Genomic DNA, 18,966 nt, shown 5'->3' on the forward strand with positions numbered 1-18,966 from the left:
CCATGTGGTCACGGATATTGTGCCGGTTCCTGGGTCCGGCTCATCGCTGGGATGCCTTCGGCATTGCAGCTTGTCCGGGACACGACAACGGTGGGGGCGGCTGTCAGGCGCTCTGGGCGGTCTTCACCACCACGACATTGCTGTCGTCTGACGGAGCCGGGCCGGCATCGCATACCGTCTTGTCGGCTTCGCCGGCATGACGTTTCAGATAGTCGCGGCGCATGCCGATCTCGTCACGGACGAATTCGTAGCCGAGCTTGAAGGTGTCGAGCCCGTCGGTACTGATCGTGCCGTCCCTGAGGCCGATGACGGCACCGCGCAAGATGGTCTCGAGCTCATCCTGGAGACATTCGAGCTGATCCAGCGAATGGGCGTGCTCGATCCGCTCGCCGATGTCGAGGATGGCGGTCGAGAGCTCGCTGGCCTTCTCCGGCGCGATGCGGGTGATCTTGGCGTAGATCGCGGCGAAGATCGAGCCGATGACGCTGAGCGCTGCGGCGGCCAGATACATCAAGTCGCTGTACTTATCCATGAACGACTTGGTGTCGTCGTTGATGTAGTCGGCGGCGCCCCGATGCGCGACCACGAAGGCGTCCTTCTCGACCGAGGCAGGCTCGATCCTGGTGGCAAAGCCGTTGTCGAGCCCGAGCGCCGCCTTGTTCTCGTAGACGATGCGGGCGAGCTCGCCGGCCGTGCTTGGGGACATCCGGGATTGCGCGACCAGCAGCCATTCGAGACCGATCGTGTCGAGATCGTCGTCGGGAATCTGCGGGGATGTCGACACCGAGCCGGCTGTCACAGTCTCGTCGGAAATGCCGGGAAATTTGCGCGCCAGCGTCTTGGCTTCTTCGATGGTTTTCAGTGTGAAGCCGCCGCGCTTGGCGGCTTGCTCATAGGATTTGTCCCGGACCGCCTTCGAGGCGTGGACGATCGCGATCACCGCGCTGAAGCCGTTTGCCGGGGCGAACAGCTTGTCGAGCGTCGCGCCCTGCGGCGCCATCTGGATCTTCGCAGCCTCAGGGCCATCGGGGACGTCGAGGATGCTGCGGACGAAGGCGAGCGAGGATTCGTTCTCGGCGACGACCGCGACCTTCTTCTTCTTCAATTCGGCCAGCGACTTGATCTTCTTGTTGCCGGGACCGAGCAGGAGCACGAGATCATGCTCGAGGATCGCGAGCGTGCGCGCCCGCAGCGGCACCTTGGCGTCGGTGCGCAGCACGGCGAGGTCGGCCTGCCTGCGGTCGAACTGCGCGAGCGCCTTGGCATTGTCGGCGTTGTTGACGATGTTGATCCGCAAGCGCGAAGCGTTGTTCTTCAGGAGGGCGGCGAGCTTGGCCGCGAACAGCGCCTCATCGCTGTTGGGGCCGCCGACGGCAAAGGTCAGCGTCTCCGAATTGTGCACCAGCGTGCGGCCGGCCCAGACGGTGGCGAACGACAGCAGCAGGGTCAGCACGACGTAGAGGAGAACCTGCTGCTGGTTGGTCTTGATCACCTTGGGGCGCCGGGGCGGCGGCATGGTCGGCGATGCGATGGGGCCTTCGGTACTCATGGCGGCACTCTGGCCTTATCGTTTGGCTGGCGGCGGCGCGTGGCTTGGAAGCGCGGCGGGCCCGGTAATTCGTAAACGCCTGAAAAAAGAACGATATTCCCGATCGCCGATGATAGCGCGAAGGCAGCGGAATGCAAATTTCGAGCCGGAGGTAACCTTAGTCGATATGTCCGCGGCGATTGGCCATCCTATCACCGGTTAGCCACACTTGGCGATTTTCCGGTTCCACCCGGCTGCATTCCGCCGCGGGAGATGTCATAAATTGCGCGTCCCGGCGATTTGACCGGTCCAAGAAGAAGTTGCGCTGAACGCTCCAATTCTTCTCGTCACGTCAATGAGGGCGTCAGCTTTGTCGTTTCCACCCATGTCATCGGCGATTCCGGTTGAAGCGCTCATTGGCTGGATGTTGCTGCTCACCTTCAAGCACGTCATCGCCGATTTCGTTCTTCAAACCGCCTGGATGGCGCACGGCAAGGATCAGAAGCATGGCTGGGCCCTGCCGCTCCTGGTGCACTGCCTGGTCCACCTTGCCGTCGCGCTGCCGCTGATCGTGATCGTGGCGCCACGATTCTGGTTCGTGGCCTTCATCGACTTCCTGATCCACATCACGATCGACCGCGCCAAGGGATACGTCTCCGCCAATTTCGGCGTCGACCTCGCCCATCCCTGGTTCTGGACGCTGATCGGCGTCGACCAGGCGCTGCACCACCTGACCGGCTTCGGCCTCGCGATCTTCATGGCGGCGAACTGAAGGTCGCCTTTGGGCCTTTCGGGGAGAGGCAATCGCCATCAGCACGAGGGATCATCATGCCCGGGCTTGTCCCGGGCCTCCACGTTCTTCGTGCCTCCTGGCTTTCCGTGAAGGGTCGGGACAAGCCGGGCCATGACGCCGCGGAAGTCTTTGAAAACCCCACCAAGGCGTCCCACCGATTCGCGGCGGACGCGCAACCACCCCGGGTGACTACCGGGCAGCGTGGTTAACCTTTCGTTAGAGAATTGCGCTGCATCTTCCTTACACGAGGGAGAACTGCAATGTTTTCAAGCCGCGACGCCTTTGAAAGCGATTTCTGCCCGGTCCGCGACGAGCTCCTTGGCGAGATGTATCGCGCCAGCGAGAGTGGCCTGCCGAGGCTGGTTGAGAGTGTTTCCCCTGACGTGCGCGCCAGGCTGGCGCTGTTCTGCTACCGCCGTAGCCATTTGCACTCGCTGGCGGTCGCGATCGCAGCGAGCTGCAGCGAGCGCGACCTGATCGAGAATGGCGGCCGCGTCGGCTCGACGCTCTTCGCGCTGTCGCGCGAAGGCACCGCGAAAGCTTCGACGTCGCTGACGGGTGGGCGCAAGCCGATCACGCTGTCGACCAAGCCGCTCTCGGTGCTCGCACCGCTCGATGACGAGCTCGACGACGAGATCGGCGAAGCCGTCCCCGCCTAAGCGGCCTCGATAACGGGCAGGCCGAACTTCCGCCGCGCCATCGCGCATTCGGCGTCACCAGGCATGCAGGTGCGGCACACCTCCGGCCGCACGTCATAGATGCCGCAGGCCGTCATCCTTCCGATCTCGCCTTGCAATGCCGCGCAGCGATCGCCCTCGCAGCGCATGCCCGATTGCCGGTCGTTGACGAGCGCCTCCGGGATCAGCGCAAGCTCCTCGTCGCTCTCGATCGAGAAGCGCGGCCAGTTCTGCGAATAGCCGCAGCAGGCGCCGCAGCCCTGGCAACAGCTCGACAGCTCGGTCTCGTCCATCGTTCTCACGTGTCCTTCGGCGGACCCCACACCAGGCTCTGCCGCCATCTCGCGCGCAGCACGTCGCGCCGTTCCGGATATTTCTCGTCGAGATAGGTCGCCTCGACCACGCGGTCGGTGCGGAAGCTGCGGAAGTCGCCGCGCAGCTCGCACCAGGCCGCCAGCAGCCGCACGGCTTCGAGATAGCCGACCGAGATCGGCCAGATCATGCGCTCGCTGGGGCGGCCCTGTTCGTCGCGATAGCGCAGCATGATCTTCTTGCCTTCGTGGATCTGGGTCCGGGTGCGCGCCATGTCCAGGCGGTCCGGTTCCCGGTTCCAGCTCGGACGCGCCCGGCTCGCCGGCTCCAGTACGAAGGGGCGCAGGCGCTCCGGGACGGTATCGGCGATCTTGGCCATCAAGTCTTCGGCCGCGCGCGCCAGCGCGGAATCGGCGTGGCCTGCGACCCATTGCGCGCCCAGCACGGCCGCCTCGATCTCGTCCGGCGTCAGCATCAGGGGCGGCAGGTCGAAACCCTTTTCGAGGATGTAACCCATGCCGGCTTCGCCGCGGATCGGCACGCGCTGGCCGATCAGGGTTGCGATGTCGCGATAGATGGTGCGCTTCGAAGTCTCGAGCTCGGCCGCGATCGCGTCTGCCGTCAGCGGCTTACGCGTGCGCCTTAGCACCTGGATGATTTGAAACAGCCGGTCGGCGCGTCTCATGACAATTCTCTTCTCGAACGACGGATCAGAAATCGGCGCGCGGCTGCTGACAGGATGTTGGCAGCAGGGGGGTTCTATACCGGGACAACACATCGACTGAAGAGGATTTGTCCATGATCATTCCAACCCATTTCGGCCAAGCCGGTCCACTGTGGCGGGCGCAGCTGTGGCACGGCCAAATGTTGCGGGCTTGGGCGTTTGGCCGCCTCGTTCCGCTCGATCTCATGGCCGTTGATCTCCGATTTGCGCTCGCAAGCGTGGTGACACGCTCGCTGAACCATGCCGCGGATGCGCTGGTCCGCCATCTGATGGGCCGCGCCTGGCGCGGGGCCCGCTTCGCAGAAGATATCACGGCTGCTGCCACCATGGTGGCAGCAGCCGGCCGCTAGGTTCCTTCCACTCGTTCGACAGGTTCAGGAGAGCTTGCATGATCACGCTTTACGGCTTTGGCGCCGGCTTCGGCCTGCCGGAAATCAGCCCCTTCGTCACCAAGACCGAGGTGCAGCTCAAGATGGCGGGACTGCCTTATCGGAAAGAGCGGGCGATGCCGCCGGCCTCGCCCAATGGGCAGCTGCCCTTCATCGACGACGGCGGCGAAGCAGTGGCCGATTCCACCTTCATCCGGGCCCATATCGAGCGCCGCTACGGCTTCGATTTCGATGCCGGCCTCACCTTGGCCGAGCGTGCGCAGGCCTGGGCGTTCGAGCGCATGATCGAGCACCACGTCTATTGGGCGCTGGTGGGCGCGCGCTGGGTCGATCCGGTCAATTTCGCCAAGGGGCCCGCGCATTTCTTCGACGGTGCGCCGGAGCACAATCGCGAGAAGCTGCGCGAGGACGCTCAATTCCGCGTCGCCGAGAACTATCTGCTCTCTGGCCTCGGCCGCCATGCGCCGGATGACGACGTCGATCTTGCCGTGCGTTCGCTGTTCGCGCTGTCGGTGCAGCTCGGCGACAAAGCCTTCCTGATGGGCAACAGGCCCTGCGGCGTCGATGCCACTGCGTTCGGTATGCTCGCCGGCGTCCTCTCACCGTTCTTCGAATCCGCCTTGCGCGAGCGGGCCGAGGGATTTCCGAACCTCACCGCCTATGTCGACCGCATGATGGACGACTATTATCCGGAATTCGCCTGGACGCCGCTACGGCAGGCGGCGTAGCCGCGGTGCATCGGCTGACTCGGTGCAACCTCTCCCGCTTGCGGGAGAGGTCGGCGCGAAGCGCCGGGTGAGGGTTTTCTCCTCTAGGGGGTTTCTCCGTAAGTCTCGGAGGGTCCCAACGTGGAGGCACCTCTCCCCAACCCTCTCCCGCAAGCGGGAGAGGGGGCGCACCGGTGCCGGAGCTGCAGCTCACTCCACTAACCAAAACAAAGAGCCGGCCCAGTGGGCCGGCTCTCGTTGTCTCGAATCTTGGCGACGCCTACTTCACCAGCGTGTACTTGCCGTCCTTCACCGTGAGCAGGATGCGCGAGCGCTCGTCGAGGCCGTAGCGGTCCTTTTCGGTGAAGTTGTAGACGCCCTGGCTCGCCGCCAGCTCCTTCTCCGTCAGCAGCGCCTGGCGGATGGCCTCGCGGAATTCCGGCGTGCCGGGCTTGGCCGTCTTCAACGCCGCCGGAATGACGCGCTTGAGGATCTCGAACGCATCAAAGGAATGGCCGGCGAACTGGCTGCGGCTGTTGGGGCCGTACTTTGCCTCGTAGGCGGAGTTCAGCGCGAGGCCGGGCTTCTTGGTCAGCGCGCTGTCCGGCTGTTCCTCGGGGGCCATCACGGGACCCGAGGCCATCAGCACGCCTTCCGCTGCTTTGCCGGCAATGCGGATGAAGTCCATGCTGGCGGCGCCGTGGGTCTGGTAGATCAGGCCCTTGTAGCCGCGCTCGCGCAGCTCGGTCTGCGGCAGCGCGGCCGCGGTGCCGGACGCGCCGACCAGGATGGCGTCGGGATTGGCGGCGACGAGCTTCAGCACCTGGCCGGTCACCGAGGTGTCGGGACGAGCGAAGCGCTCCTCGTCGACGATCGTCATCCCCATCGGCACGGCCTGCGCCTTCAAATCGTTGAACCAGAGGTCGCCGTAGGAATCGGAATAGCCGATGTAGCCGAGCGTCTTCACGCCCTTGGCCTTCATGTGATCATACAGCACCTTGCCGACGATCGGAATCGGCTGCGGCATCGCCACCGACCACTTCATGCGCTCCGGCGTGATCGGGAAGGGCGCCAGACCGAAGTGCGGGATACCGGCCTCGTTGGCGACGTTGGAGACCGCGATGGTCGGCGGCGTCAGCGCCGAGCCCATGATGATGTCGGCCTTGGATTCGGTGACGAAGCGGCGGGCGTTGGTGGTAGCGGTGGTGGGATCGCCGCCGTCGTCGAGCACGATCACCTTCAGCGGCACGCCGCCGATCTCCTTCGGCACGAATTCCAGCGCGTTGCGCTCGGGAATACCGAGTGCCGCACCTGGACCGGTCGTGGTCGTGGTGATGCCGATGGTGACTTCGCTGGTCTGGGCCAGCGCGGGCAATGCCGGCAGGGTCAGCGCAGCCGCAGTGATGGCAGCGGTTAAATAAAAGCGTTTCATCTATTCCTCCCTTGACGTGTTTATCTGAAAGCAGAAATCGGGGGGTAATTCAGCCCCCTCTTTTGGTGATGCGGCGATTTAGCTTCCCGTGAACTTGGCTACCATTTCCGCCGGGAACGGTGCCGATTTCAACTTGTCTGGGTTAACGGGATCGCGGCCGACCAGGACGCGGGTCTCGAAACCCTCGATCGCGAGCGCCTCGCCCTTGTAGACGTTGTGCTTCACCTCGAAGCTCGAGCGCTTGATGCTCTCGATCTTGGTTTCAATGGTGATCCAGTCGCCATAGGTCGAGGGGATGTAGAACTTGGCACGCGTGTCGACCATGGGTATGCCCACCAGGCCGTATTTGCGGACCAGGTCCTGCTTGGAGAAACCGGCGGCCTCGAACAGGGTCGAGGTCGAATCGTCGAACATCGCGAAATAGCGCGGGTAGTAGACGATGTTCGCAGGGTCGCAATCGCCCCACTGGATCTGGACCTCGCGCCGGTTCACGAACATCTGGCTGGCCTTGCTCGACGAATCTACTTGGGCGCCATGCGCAGCGAACCGTCGAGGCGCACCACTTCGCCGTTCAGGTAGGCATTCTCGACCATGTGCAGCGCGAGCGCGGCGAACTCGTCGGCCTGGCCGAGCCGGCGCGGGAAGGGGATGGCGGCGGCGAGCGAGTCCTGAGCCTCCTGCGGCAGGTTCGCCAGCAGCGGCGTCAGGAACAGGCCGGGGGCGATCGTCAGCACGCGGACGCCGAACTGCGCGAGCTCGCGCGCGATCGGCAGCGTCATGCCGACGATGCCGCCCTTGGAGGCCGAATAGGCGGATTGGCCGATCTGGCCGTCATAGGCGGCAACGGAGGCGGTGTTGATGATGACGCCGCGCTCGCCGGTCGCCTGCGGCTCAAGCTTGGACATTTCGGTGGCGGCGAGGCGCAGCATGTTGAAGGTGCCGATCAGGTTGACCTTGATCACCTTGTCGAAATCCGAAAGCGCCATCGGGCCGTCGCGGCCGACCACGCGCTTGGCGACGCCGATGCCGGCGCAATTGACCAGCACGCGCGCCGGGCCGTGGGCCTTGGTCGCCTGCGCGATCGCGGCTTCAGCGGAGGCGGCATCGGAAACGTCGCAGGTGACGGCCACGCCCTTGATCTCCGCCGCGACCGTTTCGGCCAACTTGGTGTTGAGGTCGCACACCGCGACCTTGGCGCCCTGCGCCGCCAGTTTTCGCGCGGTGGCCGCGCCCAGTCCCGATGCGCCGCCGGTGACGATGGCTGCCTGATCCTTCAACAACATGGCGTTCTCCTTTGGCGATATTTTTCTAGGTGACCGATATCACACGGTTCGACGGATTGGCAGCGTAGAGCTCCTCGATCAGCTCGCCGCGATGCTCCAGCACTGCGCGCTGGTTGATCGAGCCCTTGTCGGTGACTTCGCCCTTGTCGATCGAGAGCGGCGTGTCCATCAGGATCGCGCGCGTGATCCGTGTCGAGGATCCCGTGGCCTGGCCGAGGAAACGGGTCAGACGCTCGCGGAACGCCTCGCGCACCAGGCGGTCGCGCGTCGCGACGACGAGATCGTCGGGCGGCAGCGTCGGGTTGATCAGCCGGCAGCCGTCGAGATCGAGCACGACCAGCGCGGAGATCTCGTCGCGATTGATGCCGGCGATGACGACGTCGCGCACCAGGGGCGCGCAGGCCGCGGTGAGGCGCGCGCGCAAGGGGCCGACGCTGACCCAGGTGCCGCTCGCGAGCTTGAAGTCCTCGCTGACGCGGCCGTCGAAATCGAAGCCGGCGTTGAAATCATCGGGATCGGCGGGCTTGAGCGCATCGCCCATCTTGTAAAATCCTTCCTCGTCGAAGGATTTTGCCGTGATGTCGGGTTGGCGCCAGTAGCCGGGCATCACGTTCGGCCCCTTGGCGCGCACTTCCAGCTTGCCGTTGTTCGGCACCAGCTTGGCGTCGTTGCCGGAGACGGGCAGGCCGACATGGCCGGAGCGGCTGGTGCGCGGATTGACCGACATGAAGAACGGCGCGGTCTCGGTCGCGCCGAGACCGGTCAGCATCGGCACGCGATAGCCCTTCTCCTTCGCCGCGAGCTCGTCGAGGCTGTCCCAGACGAACGGCGACAGCGCCGCGCCCGAGAAGAACATCGCATGCAGCCGGTCGAAGAACTTGGCGCGTAGCCCCTGGTCGTCGCGCAAATAGGGCAGCAGCGATTCGTAGCCCTTGGGCACGTTGAAATAGACCGTCGGTGAAATTTCCCGGAGATTGCGCACGGTCTCCTCGATGCCCCCAGGCACCGGCTTGCCGGCGTCCAGATACATCGAGCCGCCGTTGTAGAGCGTCAGGCCGATATTGTGATTGCCACCGAAGGTGTGATTCCACGGCAGCCAATCGATGATGACCGGCGGCTCGTCCTTCAGGAAAGCGAGCGTCTCGCGCAGCATCACCTGATTGGCGCAGATCATACGCTGGGTGTTGACGACGGCCTTGGGATTGCCGGTCGAGCCCGAGGTCAGCAGGAATTTTGCGATCGTGTCAGGGCCGATCCTGCCGTGAACGTCGTCGAGATCGCCACGGATCGGCGTCGCCATCAGGTCGGCGAGCAGGGTCACGTCGCGGCCCGGCACGTGGCCATAGGACGCGGCGATCTCGGTGCCGAGCGAGACGTTGGCGGCGAGCGCATCGGCGAACTTGTCGGCATCGTCGGCGAAGACGAGGCCCGGCGTCAGCAGCTTCATCAGATAGGACAGCTTGCCGTAATCCTTCGACACCAGCGAATAGGCCGGCGACACCGGGCAGAACGGAACGCCGGCATAGAACGCGCCGAACGCCAGGAGCGCGTGGTCGATCGAATTACCGGAGAGGATGACGACCGGCCGCTCGGCCGACAGGCCGCGCTGGATCAATGCGGAGGCGATGTGACGGCTCGCGGTGAGCAGCTCGGCATAGGTGATCTTGCGCCAGCCGCGGCCGCCTTCGCGCTCGGCCATGAAGACGCGGTCCGGCGTCGTCGTGGCCCAATGATGCAGGCGGTCGGTGATGCGGACCGGATAGTCGCCGAGCGGCTGCTTTGGCCGCAGGTAAATCGTGCCGTCGTCGCGCCGCTCGATGTTGACGACGGGATCGCCGAACGAGATGGGCCGCAGCGGGAAATTGCTCGCGCCGCGCTCCATGCCGGAAGAGGACGGCTGGGCGCTCATGACTTTACGCTCATGATTTGGGCTTCACCTTCGCGGTCTTGTGCTCGAGGAATTCGCGGATCCGCCGCTTGGCCTCCTTGTCGCTCTGCGCGACGGTGGCCATCAGCGACTCCATCAACAGGCCGGTCTGCGGATTGGCCTCTGCGATCATCGGCAGCGCCTGGAGCACGGCAAAATTCGTCAGCGGGGCGTTGGACGCCACCTTGGTCGCAAGCTCCAGCGCTTTGCCGAGCCCGTTGCCGGCCTCCGTCAGATATTGCGCAAAGCCGTAGGACGCGCCCTCGGTCGCGCTGTAGACGCGTCCCGTCAGCATCATGTCCATCATCCGGGCAACGCCGATCAGCCGCGGCAGCCGCACCGAGCCGCCGCCGCCGACGAAAATGCCGCGCTGCCCCTCCGGCAGCGCGAAATAGGTCGAGGGCTCGGCGACGCGGATATGGGCCGCGCAGGCAAGCTCCAGCCCGCCGCCGATCACGGCGCCCCGCAGCGCTGCGATCACGGGCACGCGGCTGTACTGGATGCGGTCGAACACCCGGTGCCACATCTGGGAGTGCAGGAGCCCGCCGGTGGCGTCGTGCTCGGTCAGCTCGGAGAGGTCGAGGCCACTGGAGAAATGGTCGCCAATACCGTGGATGACGACCGCGCCGATATCCTCGGGCAGGTTCGCAAAACACTCGCCGATTTCCAGGATGATGCCGTCATTGAGCGCATTGCGCTTGGCCGGCCGGTTCAGACCCACGGTCAGAACCCGGTCCGCCCGCTCGATCCTCAAAAGCCCGGAGGGACCCGCATTCGCGGTCTCGGCGTTTCCTTGTGTCATTTGCGTCCTTGTCAGAATAGTTATGTTGTATAACGAATTTTGGGGGAGTCAAGGTGGGGCAAGGCCAGGTGGCCGTGACCCCACCCTCCCGGGAGGCCGAGGCGAGCGCAGGGCTATCGCATTTGAGATTTCCCTGCGGCCATCCTTCGAGACGCCCGCTTGAGGCGGGCTCCTCAGGATGAGGTCGGAGTGCGCGGCAGCAGTTTCAACGGGCACTGACGCCGATTAGCCTCATCCTGAGGAGGCGCGTCAGCGCCGTCTCGAAGGACGAGGCGTGCGCGCAGACCGCCGCCACAAGTCATATGCGATAGCCCTGGGGGCGAGCGAGAAAGCGGTGCAGGCCTACTCTCGCGTCACAAACTTCGCGAACGCATCGGCGTAATCCGGATGCCAGCGCGATAATGGCGGGCGGTTCTCGACGATATCGCCGGCCGCCCAGAGCATGCGCTTCTCGTCGAGCGCGCGCGGCACGTCATTGTCCGGGCAGAGAATGTAGAAGTCGCCAGCCTCCAGCCGCGCCAGCATGAAATCGACCGTCTGCTCCGGCGTCCAGGCGCCGGCCGGCTTCTCGGTGCGTCCCTTTGCGGTCAGGCCGGTGAAGACGAAGCCCGGGATCAGCAGGTGCGCCGTGACGCGACAGTCATTCGTGTTGCGCAACTCGTGCTGGAGCGCCTCGGTGAAGGCCTTCACGCCGGCCTTGGAGACGTTGTAGGCGGGATCGCCGGGCGGCGTGGTGATGCCCTGCTTGGAACCGGTGTTGATGATGAGGCCGCGCCTGCCACGGGCGATCATGTTTGGCGCGAAGATGCGCGAGCCGTTGATGATGCCCCACATGTTAACGGCGATGATGCGTTGCCAATTGTCCGGCGCGTCGAACAAGGTGCTGCCGGGCTGAATGCCGGCATTGTTCATGAGGACGTCGGCGCCGCCGAACCGCTCGTGGACGGCGCGCTCGAGTTCCGTCACGCTCTCGATCCTGCTGACATCGACGGCCGAGGTCATGAAGTTTGCGGCCGATGTTACGGATGACAATTTTGTTGCAGCTTCTGCCAAGCGTGTCTCGTCGACATCCGCGATACACACCTTCATTCCAGCGCGCGCAAATGCCGCGGCGGCGGCAAATCCGATGCCGGCTGCGCCACCCGTGATCACGGCAACATTGTCCTTGACGATGGCGGGATGTGACATCGAGCGTCTCCGTGGAAAGCCTTCAGCCGAGCTATAGCATGGCAGCCGTGCGACCCTGCACAAGTCGGCATGGGAGGTCTTCGTTCCCCGCTGCCTTTACGCCTATCAGGCGCGGCTGTATCCTCGGCCGAACGATCCCGCCCAGATCGAACCAATCAATCACCTGACAGGGAGTGCAGCCATGGCTGTGTCGCAGGCTATTCCGATCACGCGCCATCCGTTCGCCAACGGGTCCTACAAGCAGATGCTGATCGACGGCAAGTGGGTCGATGCAGCCTCGGGCAAGCGCTTCGAGACCCGCAATCCCGCCACCGGCGAGCTGCTCGCAACCGTTGCCGAAGGCGACAAGGAAGACATCGATCGTGCGGTCGCGGCCGCGCGTCGCGCTTTCGAAGGCCCGTGGAGCAAGGTCAAGCCGTTCGAGCGGCAGAACCTGCTCCTGAGGCTCGCCGATCTCGTCGAGAAGAATTTCGACGAATTGTCGCAGCTCGACACGCTCGACATGGGCGCGCCGCTGAGCCGCACCCGTGCCTACCGCCTGCGCGCCGTCGGCATGCTGCGCTATTACGCCGGCCAGACCACCGCGATCCACGGCGAGACCATCGAGAACTCGCTACCCGGCGAGATATTCTCCTACACGCTGAAGGAGCCGATCGGCGTCGTCGGCGCCATCATCCCGTGGAATGGACCGCTGACCGCGACGATCTGGAAGATCGGACCGGCGATCGCGACCGGCTGTACCGTGGTGCTCAAGCCCGCCGAAGAGGCGCCACTGACCTCGCTGCGCATCGCCGAGCTCGCGATGGAAGCGGGCATCCCGCCCGGCGTCATCAACGTCGTGCCCGGCTATGGCGAGACCGCGGGCGCGGCGCTCGCCTCGCATCACGACGTCGACAAGGTCGCCTTCACCGGCTCGCATGTCACGGGCCAGTCGATCATCCGTGCCTCGGCCGGCAACCTCAAGCGCGTCTCGCTCGAGCTCGGCGGCAAGTCGCCGGACATCGTGTTCGCCGATGCCGATCTCGACGCCGCCGTGCCCGGCGCGGCGATGGCGGTGTTCGCCAATTCAGGGCAGATCTGCAGCGCCGGAACGCGCCTGTTCGTCGAGCACTCGATCTACGACGAGTTCGTCGGCCGCGTCGCCGAGTTCGGCAAGAAGCTGCAGGTCGGCAACGGCCTCGATCCCAACGTGCAGGTCGGGCCGCTCGTCTCCGAGCAGCAGCTCGAACGCGTCACCGGCTATCTCGACATCGGCCAGAAGGAGGGCGCGAAGGCGCTTGCCGGCGGCGGACGGGTCACCGAAGGCGCGCTGTCGAAGGGCTTCTTCGTCTCGCCGACGGTGTTCGCGGGTGTCGAGGACAACATGCGCATCGCGCAGGAGGAGATTTTCGGCCCCGTCATCTCCGCAATCGCGTTCAAGGACATGGACGAGCTGGTCAAACGCGCCAACAACACCACGTTCGGCCTCGGCTCCGGTCTGTGGACGCGCGACGTCAGCAAGGCCCATGCGGTGGCGAAACGCTTGCGTGCCGGCTCGGTGTGGGTCAACTGCTACCAGGCGATGGATCCGGCCGTGCCGTTCGGCGGCTACAAGATGAGCGGCTACGGCCGCGAATCCGGCAAGCAGCACGTCGAGGAATATCTCAACGTGAAGGCCGTCTGGATCAAGACGGCGTAAGGCCGGCTCTCCTTCGCCTCTCCCCGCTTGCGGGGAGAGGCGGAATTCGCGCAACGCGCGGATTCCGGGTGAGGGGGACTCTCCGCGAGTCCACTCTCACCGCGATTGCCGAGGCAGCCCCTCACCCCAACCCTCTCCCCGTAAGAACGGGGAGAGGGAGAACAACCACCGCCTTCAGGCGGTCAGTCTCCCTCACAATCATCTGCATCCTTTCAAAGACATCCGGGGACCACATGAAATTCGAAGCCTTGTTCAAGCCGTTGCAGGTCGGTCCCTACCAGCTCGCGCATCGCGTCGCGATGGCGCCGCTAACGCGCATGCGGGCCGAGCGCGACACTTTCGCGCCGCGGCCACTCAACGCCGAATATTACGGCCAGCGTGCGACGAAGGGCGGCCTGATCATCGCCGAAGCCTCGCCGGTGCTCTCGCACGGCCGCGGCAATCCGGCGACACCCGGCATCTATTCGGAGGCGCAAGTCGCGGGCTGGCGCAAGGTGACGGATGCCGTGCACGCCAAGGGCGGCATCATCTTTCTCCAGCTCTGGCATGTCGGCCGCGTCTCTCATTCCTCCTTCCACGGCGGCGAGCTGCCGGTTTCGGCCTCGGCAATTCCGATCAAGGCCGAAGGCATGAAGGCGATGACGGCCGACGGAAAGATCGCCGACTACGAGACGCCGCGCGCGCTGGAGACTGATGAGGTGAAGGGCATCGTCGAGGCGTTCCGGCAGGGTGCCAAGAATGCGCTCGCCGCCGGCTTCGACGGTGTCGAGATCCACGGCGCCAACGGCTATCTGCTCGAGCAATTCCTGCAATCGCGCAGCAACCAGCGCACCGATCAATATGGCGGCGGAATCGAGAACCGTGCGCGCCTTCTGCTCGAGGTCACGCAGGCGGCGATCGACGTCTGGGGCTCGAACCGTGTCGCTGTGCGGCTGTCGCCCTACGGCATCGCCAATGATTCCGGCGAGCCCGATCCGATGCCGCTCTATACCCATGTCGTGAAGGCGCTCGAGAAGCTGGGTTTGGCGTACCTGCATTTCATCGAACCGCGCTCCAGCGGTTCGGGCCGCGCCGAGGTCAACTGGCAGAACGTGCCATCGGCGATGGTGCTGTTCCGTCCGCTCTACAGCGGCGTGCTGATGACGGCCGGCGGCTTCACCGGGGAGACCGCGAATGCGGCGATCGCCGACGGACATGCGGACATCATCGCCTTCGGCCGCATCTTCATCTCCAATCCTGATCTGCCGCGTCGTCTCGAGCACGGCTACCCGATCACGCCGTATAATCGCGCGACGTTCTACAGCGGCGAGGAGAAGGGGTACACGGATTATCCGGTGTATGACGAGCTGACGCCGGCTTGATCTGTCATTCCGGGGCGCGACGAAGTCGCGAACCCGGAATCCATCGGGCCGCATACCTGGACGTGGGATGGATTCCGGGCTCGATGCTTCGCATCGCCCCGGAATGACGAGCTTGCTTCGCTGCGCTAGCAATGACGACGGAGAGACGTCCATGGCCAAAGCCGCAGCCGCCGCAGGGATCGCCACCGGCCAATGCCTCTGCGGCAAGGTCGCCTTCGAGATCGACGTGCCCGCGCGCTGGGCCTGGCACGATCATTCCGCTGCCAGCCGCCGCGCCCATGGCGCGGCCTACGCCACCTATGTCGGAAGCTGGAAGAAGCGCTTCCGCATCACCTCAGGCAAGACCGCGCTGACCCGCTACGAGGACAAGGCGACGAAGATCGCGCGCAGCTTCTGCTCGCATTGCGGCACGCCGATCATGTACGAGCGCCCGCGCGGGCCGCACATGGTCAACATCCCGCGCGCCCTGTTCAACGAGCGCACCGGCCGCCAGCCGCTCTATCACATCGCCATCGAGGAGCTGCAGGAATGGGCCTATACCGGCGAGCCCCTGGTGCCGCTGAAGGGCTTTCCCGGCGTCGTCTGGCAGCGCTCGAAAAGGAAGAAGCGCGCTGGCGGGGACGACCCGTTCGAACTCGGGCGGGAGGAGATGTAGCGCCTCTCCCGCGCAACGCAGCCATGACCGCGCTTCCTTGCGCCTCTGCCAGCATCTCGGCCATCATGCTTTCGGTCCTTGCGGCAACGGTCCGCTCCTGGAGGAAACATGAAGAACAAGATCACCGGCCGCTCCGCCTTTCTCGCGCTGCTCAAGGACGAGGGCATCACGCATCTGTTCGGCAATCCTGGAACCACCGAGCTGCCGATCATGCATGCGCTGAAGGACCATCCCGATCTCACTTATGTGATGGCGATGCAGGAGAGCCTGGTGGTCGCGATCGCCGACGGCTACAGCCGCGCTTCGGGCAAGCTCGTCGCCTGCAACGTTCACGTCGCGCCCGGCCTCGGCAACGCCATGGGCTCGCTCTACAACGCCCAGTTCACGGGCACGCCGATGATCCTGACGGCGGGCCAGCAGGAGCAGGGCCACGGTCTGATGGAGCCGGTGCTCTATGGTCCGCTGGTGCGCATGGCCGAGCCGCTGGTGAAATGGGCGGTCGAGGTGACACGGCTGGAGGACCTGCCGCGCATCGTGCGCCGTGCCGCCAAGGTGGCGATGACGCCGCCGACCGGGCCGGTGTTCATCTCGCTGCCCGGCGACATCCTCAACAGCGAAGCCGGGATCGATCTCGGCCGCTCCACCCGCATCGATGCGCGCACGAAACCGTCGGACGAGGCGCTGAAGGCCTTTGCCGCACGCCTGCTCAAGGCTGAGCGTCCCGTGATCGTCACCATGGACGAGGTGGTCAAGAGCGATGCTTTGACGGAGGCGGCTGAACTGGCCGAGCTGCTCGGCGCTGCGGCCTATCAGTCCTCGACGCCCTACGGCTCGCACTTTCTGTCCGAAAGCCCGAGCTTCGTCGGCACGCTCGCGCGCGTGCAGAAGGTCGCCCGCGATACGCTCGCGCCCTACGATCTCTTGATCGCGCTCGGCGGCGATCCCTTGCGGATGTCGGTCTATAGCGAGGTCGATGCGCTGCCTGAGGGCCTCGGCATCGTGCAGATCGGCCTCGTCGATTGGGAGATCGCCAAGAACTACGGGGCCGAGATCGCGCTGAAGGCGGATCTGAAGGAAACGCTGCGCGCGCTGATCCCGGTACTCAAGGAGATGGGCGGCGCAGCCCTCGCGAGCCGCGCCAAGCAGCGTCTCGCCGAGCTCGCGCCGAAGAACTGGACCGCGCGCCGCGCGGCGCTGGTCGAGCAGATCGGCAAGAGTGCCGGCCGCACACCGATCGATCCGGACTTCCTCGTGCTGCAAATGGTCGAGGCGATGCCTGACAACGCCATCCTGGTCGATGAAGGTCTCACCTCCAGCCGCCAGATCACGGCCCTGCATCCGCATCGCGACCGCTACGGCTATCACGGGCTCGCCTCCGGCGGCATCGGCTGGGGCCTGCCGGCCTCAGTCGGCGCCAGCATTGCCAATCCCGATCGCCCCGTGGTGTGCTTCTCCGGCGATGGCAGCGCGATGTACTCGATCCAGTCGCTCTGGACCGCGGCGCATCACAAGCTGCCGCTCAACGTCGTCATCGCCAACAATGGCGGCTATCGCATCATCAAGCAGCGCCTGCTCGCCTTCCACGGCGATGACAATTACGTCGGCATGGATTTCGTCAATCCGCCGGTCGATTTCGCCGGCGTCGCCAAGGCACTCGGCTGTGAGGCGATCAAGGTCAGCGATGTCAGCGAACTGAAGGCAACGCTGACGTCAGCGTTCAATCGGCCGGGAACCAAGCTGATCGAGGTGATGGTGGACGGGAAGGTGTAGCCCCGCAGTCGTCCCCGCGAAGGCGGGGACCCCATACCGCGTGATCTATCGACTGCGGCTGGTAGGCGTATCGAGCTCCCGAGTCTTCGCCAAACTACTTCCTGTGGTTATGGGTCCCCGCCTTCGCGGGGACGACAGCCTGGCTGTGGCGCGATCTTCCGCCTACCCCTTCTTCCCCACGCGATACTCCGCCGCGGGATGCGGCGCGTCGAGGCGCGCGCGGCCCTCGCCGAACAGTTTTTCCCGCAACGTGCCCTTGGCGTACTCGCTCTTGTACCTTCCGCGCCGCGTCAGCTCGGGCACCAGCATGTCGGCGATATCCTCGAAATCGCCGGGCGAGATCGCGAACGCGACGTTGAGGCCGTCGACATCCGTCGCCTCGAACCATGCTTCGATCTTGTCTGCGACCATCTCGGGCGTGCCGACCACGACCGGGCCAGCGCCGCCGATGCCGACATGCTCGATGACGTCGCGCACGGTCCAGACGCGGTCAGGGTCGGCGCGGGTCACGTTGTCCATCGCGCTGCGGCCGGCATCGTTCTGGACGTGGCGCACCTGCTGGTCGAGGTCGTAGCCGGAGAAGTCGACGCCGGTCCATCCCGACATCAGCGCCAGCGCGCCTTCTGGGCTGATGTGGCGGCGGTAGTCGGCGTATTTTTCCTTCGCCTCGGCTTCCGTCCGTCCGAGGATGATCGTCATCATCGAGAACATCAGGATCTCCGCCGGATCGCGGCCGAGTGCGGCCGCCTCCTGCCGGATCGCGGAGACGCGCGGCGCGATCACCTTGGCTGACGGTCCCGACATGAACACGCACTCGGCGTGCCTGGCCGCGAACTGCCGGCCGCGCGGCGAGGTGCCGGCCTGGTACAGCACGGGCGTGCGCTGCGGCGAGGGCTCACTGAGGTGAATGGTGTTGTTGATGCGGTAGTTCGCGCCCGCATGATTGACGCGATGAACTTTTGCCGGGTCGGTGAAGATGCCGCGCTTGCGGTCGCGCAGCACGGCATCGTCTTCCCAGCTGCCTTCCCAGAGCTTGTAGACGACCTCCATATATTCGTCGGCGATGTCGTAGCGGTCGTCGTGCCCGGTCTGCTTGTCCTTGCCGGCACCGCGCGCGGCGCTGTCGAGATAGCCGGTGACGACGTTCCAGCCGATCCGCCCCTCGGTGAGATGATCCAGCGTCGACATCCGCCGTGCGAACGGATAGGGCGGCTCGAAGGACAGATTGCTGGTGACGCCGAAGCCGAGATTTTGCGTCACCGCCGCCATCGCCGACAGCAGCAGCAGCGGCTCGTTCGACGGCGTCTGCGCTGCATTGCGCAAGGCTGCGTCAGGGCTGTTGCCATACACGTCGTAGACGCCGAGTACGTCGGCCAGGAACAGCCCGTCGAAACGGCCGCGCTCCAGCGTCTTGGCGAGATCGGTCCAGTAGGGCAGGCGGTTATAATCGGCGGTGCGGTCGCGCGGATGGGTCCACAGGCCCGGTGATTGGTGTGCGACGCAATTCATCGCAAAGGCGTTGAGCCTGATCTCTTTGGCCATGCTGGTCCCTCGGCGCCCTGTACTGAGCGCTCTTCGAATGATAGATGTGCGCCCCAACTTGGCGAAGTTCTTGCATATTCTTGGTCCTTGGCAAGGGCCAAGAATAGAAGGCTTGCGCTTGGCAAGGCCAAAGTCAGCGTCGCAGCTGCGCTTGGCAAGTCAGTCTCAAGGAAGCAAGAACGAAAATCCCAAGAGAGC

The 18,966-nt window shown here is 64.9% G+C and carries 18 protein-coding genes; 8 read left to right on the top strand and 10 right to left on the bottom strand.

The window, feature by feature from the left end:
• Positions 1–103 precede the first annotated feature (103 nt).
• Positions 104–1,549, bottom strand: a complete 1,446-nt coding sequence (locus tag I6F33_RS01885; protein WP_225140855.1) for a TAXI family TRAP transporter solute-binding subunit — start codon at positions 1,547–1,549, stop codon at positions 104–106.
• A 403-nt stretch (positions 1,550–1,952) separates the two neighbouring features.
• Here I6F33_RS01885 and I6F33_RS01890 point away from each other — a divergent pair, with 403 nt between their 5' ends.
• Both I6F33_RS01890 and I6F33_RS01895 read left to right on the top strand, forming a co-directional pair.
• Positions 1,953–2,300: a DUF3307 domain-containing protein gene (locus I6F33_RS01890; RefSeq protein WP_050991738.1), complete on the top strand. Its 348-nt coding sequence runs from the start codon at positions 1,953–1,955 to the stop codon at positions 2,298–2,300.
• 281 nt (positions 2,301–2,581) lie between these two features.
• Positions 2,582–2,980, top strand: a complete 399-nt coding sequence (locus tag I6F33_RS01895; RefSeq protein ID WP_035997226.1) for a hypothetical protein — start codon at positions 2,582–2,584, stop codon at positions 2,978–2,980.
• Here the strand turns inward: I6F33_RS01895 and I6F33_RS01900 are convergent.
• Together I6F33_RS01900 and I6F33_RS01905 are read right to left on the bottom strand one after the other, a co-directional pair.
• Entirely contained in the window at positions 2,977–3,291 is a 315-nt protein-coding gene (locus I6F33_RS01900; RefSeq protein WP_035997229.1) for a YkgJ family cysteine cluster protein, read from the bottom strand. The two genes, I6F33_RS01895 and I6F33_RS01900, sit on opposite strands and share 4 nt — an antisense overlap.
• Positions 3,292–3,296: 5 nt before the next feature.
• Complete coding sequence (locus I6F33_RS01905) at positions 3,297–3,995, bottom strand: YafY family protein (protein ID WP_025033709.1); 699 nt, start codon at positions 3,993–3,995, stop codon at positions 3,297–3,299.
• 113 nt (positions 3,996–4,108) lie between these two features.
• Here I6F33_RS01905 and I6F33_RS01910 point away from each other — a divergent pair, with 113 nt between their 5' ends.
• Together I6F33_RS01910 and I6F33_RS01915 are read left to right on the top strand one after the other, a co-directional pair.
• Entirely contained in the window at positions 4,109–4,384 is a 276-nt protein-coding gene (locus tag I6F33_RS01910) for a hypothetical protein (protein WP_035997233.1), read from the top strand.
• 38 nt (positions 4,385–4,422) lie between these two features.
• Positions 4,423–5,151, top strand: coding sequence for a glutathione S-transferase family protein (locus I6F33_RS01915; RefSeq protein WP_225140857.1), 729 nt, complete (start codon positions 4,423–4,425; stop codon positions 5,149–5,151).
• Between the two features lie 259 nt (positions 5,152–5,410).
• On the opposite strand, the gene I6F33_RS01920 is transcribed toward I6F33_RS01915, so the two are convergent.
• From I6F33_RS01920 to I6F33_RS01945, 6 genes are all read right to left on the bottom strand, one after another.
• Positions 5,411–6,562, bottom strand: a complete 1,152-nt coding sequence (locus I6F33_RS01920; RefSeq protein ID WP_225126599.1) for an ABC transporter substrate-binding protein — start codon at positions 6,560–6,562, stop codon at positions 5,411–5,413.
• A gap of 78 nt (positions 6,563–6,640) precedes the next feature.
• Entirely contained in the window at positions 6,641–7,060 is a 420-nt protein-coding gene (locus tag I6F33_RS01925; protein ID WP_157283120.1) for a thioesterase family protein, read from the bottom strand.
• Positions 7,061–7,083: 23 nt separating this feature from the next.
• Positions 7,084–7,845: an SDR family NAD(P)-dependent oxidoreductase gene (locus tag I6F33_RS01930; protein ID WP_036036313.1), complete on the bottom strand. Its 762-nt coding sequence runs from the start codon at positions 7,843–7,845 to the stop codon at positions 7,084–7,086.
• Between the two features lie 25 nt (positions 7,846–7,870).
• The gene (locus I6F33_RS01935; RefSeq protein ID WP_057028302.1) at positions 7,871–9,754 is read right to left on the bottom strand and encodes a feruloyl-CoA synthase; all 1,884 of its coding nucleotides are present in this window, start codon (positions 9,752–9,754) and stop codon (positions 7,871–7,873) included.
• 10 nt (positions 9,755–9,764) lie between these two features.
• Positions 9,765–10,574: a crotonase/enoyl-CoA hydratase family protein gene (locus tag I6F33_RS01940; protein ID WP_035997250.1), complete on the bottom strand. Its 810-nt coding sequence runs from the start codon at positions 10,572–10,574 to the stop codon at positions 9,765–9,767.
• Positions 10,575–10,916: 342 nt separating this feature from the next.
• Positions 10,917–11,762, bottom strand: coding sequence for an SDR family NAD(P)-dependent oxidoreductase (locus tag I6F33_RS01945; RefSeq protein WP_225140859.1), 846 nt, complete (start codon positions 11,760–11,762; stop codon positions 10,917–10,919).
• Between the two features lie 181 nt (positions 11,763–11,943).
• Here I6F33_RS01945 and I6F33_RS01950 point away from each other — a divergent pair, with 181 nt between their 5' ends.
• From I6F33_RS01950 to I6F33_RS01965, 4 genes are all read left to right on the top strand, one after another.
• Positions 11,944–13,440 carry an aldehyde dehydrogenase family protein gene (locus tag I6F33_RS01950; protein WP_225140872.1) on the top strand — a complete coding sequence of 499 codons (1,497 nt, stop codon included), beginning with the start codon at positions 11,944–11,946 and terminating at the stop codon, positions 13,438–13,440.
• Between the two features lie 233 nt (positions 13,441–13,673).
• The gene (locus I6F33_RS01955; RefSeq protein ID WP_036021039.1) at positions 13,674–14,801 is read left to right on the top strand and encodes an alkene reductase; all 1,128 of its coding nucleotides are present in this window, start codon (positions 13,674–13,676) and stop codon (positions 14,799–14,801) included.
• A gap of 151 nt (positions 14,802–14,952) precedes the next feature.
• Complete coding sequence (locus I6F33_RS01960) at positions 14,953–15,456, top strand: GFA family protein (protein ID WP_036021041.1); 504 nt, start codon at positions 14,953–14,955, stop codon at positions 15,454–15,456.
• A gap of 108 nt (positions 15,457–15,564) precedes the next feature.
• Positions 15,565–17,226 carry a thiamine pyrophosphate-binding protein gene (locus tag I6F33_RS01965; protein ID WP_225140875.1) on the top strand — a complete coding sequence of 554 codons (1,662 nt, stop codon included), beginning with the start codon at positions 15,565–15,567 and terminating at the stop codon, positions 17,224–17,226.
• Between the two features lie 162 nt (positions 17,227–17,388).
• Here the strand turns inward: I6F33_RS01965 and I6F33_RS01970 are convergent, their stop codons facing one another.
• Positions 17,389–18,768 (bottom strand): LLM class flavin-dependent oxidoreductase, encoded by a 1,380-nt coding sequence (locus I6F33_RS01970; RefSeq protein WP_225140877.1) that lies wholly within the window; start codon positions 18,766–18,768, stop codon positions 17,389–17,391.
• Between the last annotated feature and the right edge of the window lie 198 nt (positions 18,769–18,966).

This window comes from Bradyrhizobium sp. BRP20 (assembly GCF_020194215.1).
GTDB lineage: Bacteria > Pseudomonadota > Alphaproteobacteria > Rhizobiales > Xanthobacteraceae > Bradyrhizobium > Bradyrhizobium yuanmingense.

What these genes read in the sequence shown, in the direction of transcription:
- I6F33_RS01885 (WP_225140855.1), bottom strand. Translation starts at nt 1,549, where the DNA reads ATGAGTACCGAAGGCCCCATCGCATCGCCGACCATGCCGCCGCCCCGG.
- I6F33_RS01890 (WP_050991738.1), top strand. Translation starts at nt 1,953, where the DNA reads ATGTTGCTGCTCACCTTCAAGCACGTCATCGCCGATTTCGTTCTTCAA.
- I6F33_RS01895 (WP_035997226.1), top strand. Translation starts at nt 2,582, where the DNA reads ATGTTTTCAAGCCGCGACGCCTTTGAAAGCGATTTCTGCCCGGTCCGC.
- I6F33_RS01900 (WP_035997229.1), bottom strand. Translation starts at nt 3,291, where the DNA reads ATGGACGAGACCGAGCTGTCGAGCTGTTGCCAGGGCTGCGGCGCCTGC.
- I6F33_RS01905 (WP_025033709.1), bottom strand. Translation starts at nt 3,995, where the DNA reads ATGAGACGCGCCGACCGGCTGTTTCAAATCATCCAGGTGCTAAGGCGC.
- I6F33_RS01910 (WP_035997233.1), top strand. Translation starts at nt 4,109, where the DNA reads ATGATCATTCCAACCCATTTCGGCCAAGCCGGTCCACTGTGGCGGGCG.
- I6F33_RS01915 (WP_225140857.1), top strand. Translation starts at nt 4,423, where the DNA reads ATGATCACGCTTTACGGCTTTGGCGCCGGCTTCGGCCTGCCGGAAATC.
- I6F33_RS01920 (WP_225126599.1), bottom strand. Translation starts at nt 6,562, where the DNA reads ATGAAACGCTTTTATTTAACCGCTGCCATCACTGCGGCTGCGCTGACC.
- I6F33_RS01925 (WP_157283120.1), bottom strand. Translation starts at nt 7,060, where the DNA reads ATGTTCGTGAACCGGCGCGAGGTCCAGATCCAGTGGGGCGATTGCGAC.
- I6F33_RS01930 (WP_036036313.1), bottom strand. Translation starts at nt 7,845, where the DNA reads ATGTTGTTGAAGGATCAGGCAGCCATCGTCACCGGCGGCGCATCGGGA.
- I6F33_RS01935 (WP_057028302.1), bottom strand. Translation starts at nt 9,754, where the DNA reads ATGAGCGCCCAGCCGTCCTCTTCCGGCATGGAGCGCGGCGCGAGCAAT.
- I6F33_RS01940 (WP_035997250.1), bottom strand. Translation starts at nt 10,574, where the DNA reads ATGACACAAGGAAACGCCGAGACCGCGAATGCGGGTCCCTCCGGGCTT.
- I6F33_RS01945 (WP_225140859.1), bottom strand. Translation starts at nt 11,762, where the DNA reads ATGTCACATCCCGCCATCGTCAAGGACAATGTTGCCGTGATCACGGGT.
- I6F33_RS01950 (WP_225140872.1), top strand. Translation starts at nt 11,944, where the DNA reads ATGGCTGTGTCGCAGGCTATTCCGATCACGCGCCATCCGTTCGCCAAC.
- I6F33_RS01955 (WP_036021039.1), top strand. Translation starts at nt 13,674, where the DNA reads ATGAAATTCGAAGCCTTGTTCAAGCCGTTGCAGGTCGGTCCCTACCAG.
- I6F33_RS01960 (WP_036021041.1), top strand. Translation starts at nt 14,953, where the DNA reads ATGGCCAAAGCCGCAGCCGCCGCAGGGATCGCCACCGGCCAATGCCTC.
- I6F33_RS01965 (WP_225140875.1), top strand. Translation starts at nt 15,565, where the DNA reads ATGAAGAACAAGATCACCGGCCGCTCCGCCTTTCTCGCGCTGCTCAAG.
- I6F33_RS01970 (WP_225140877.1), bottom strand. Translation starts at nt 18,768, where the DNA reads ATGGCCAAAGAGATCAGGCTCAACGCCTTTGCGATGAATTGCGTCGCA.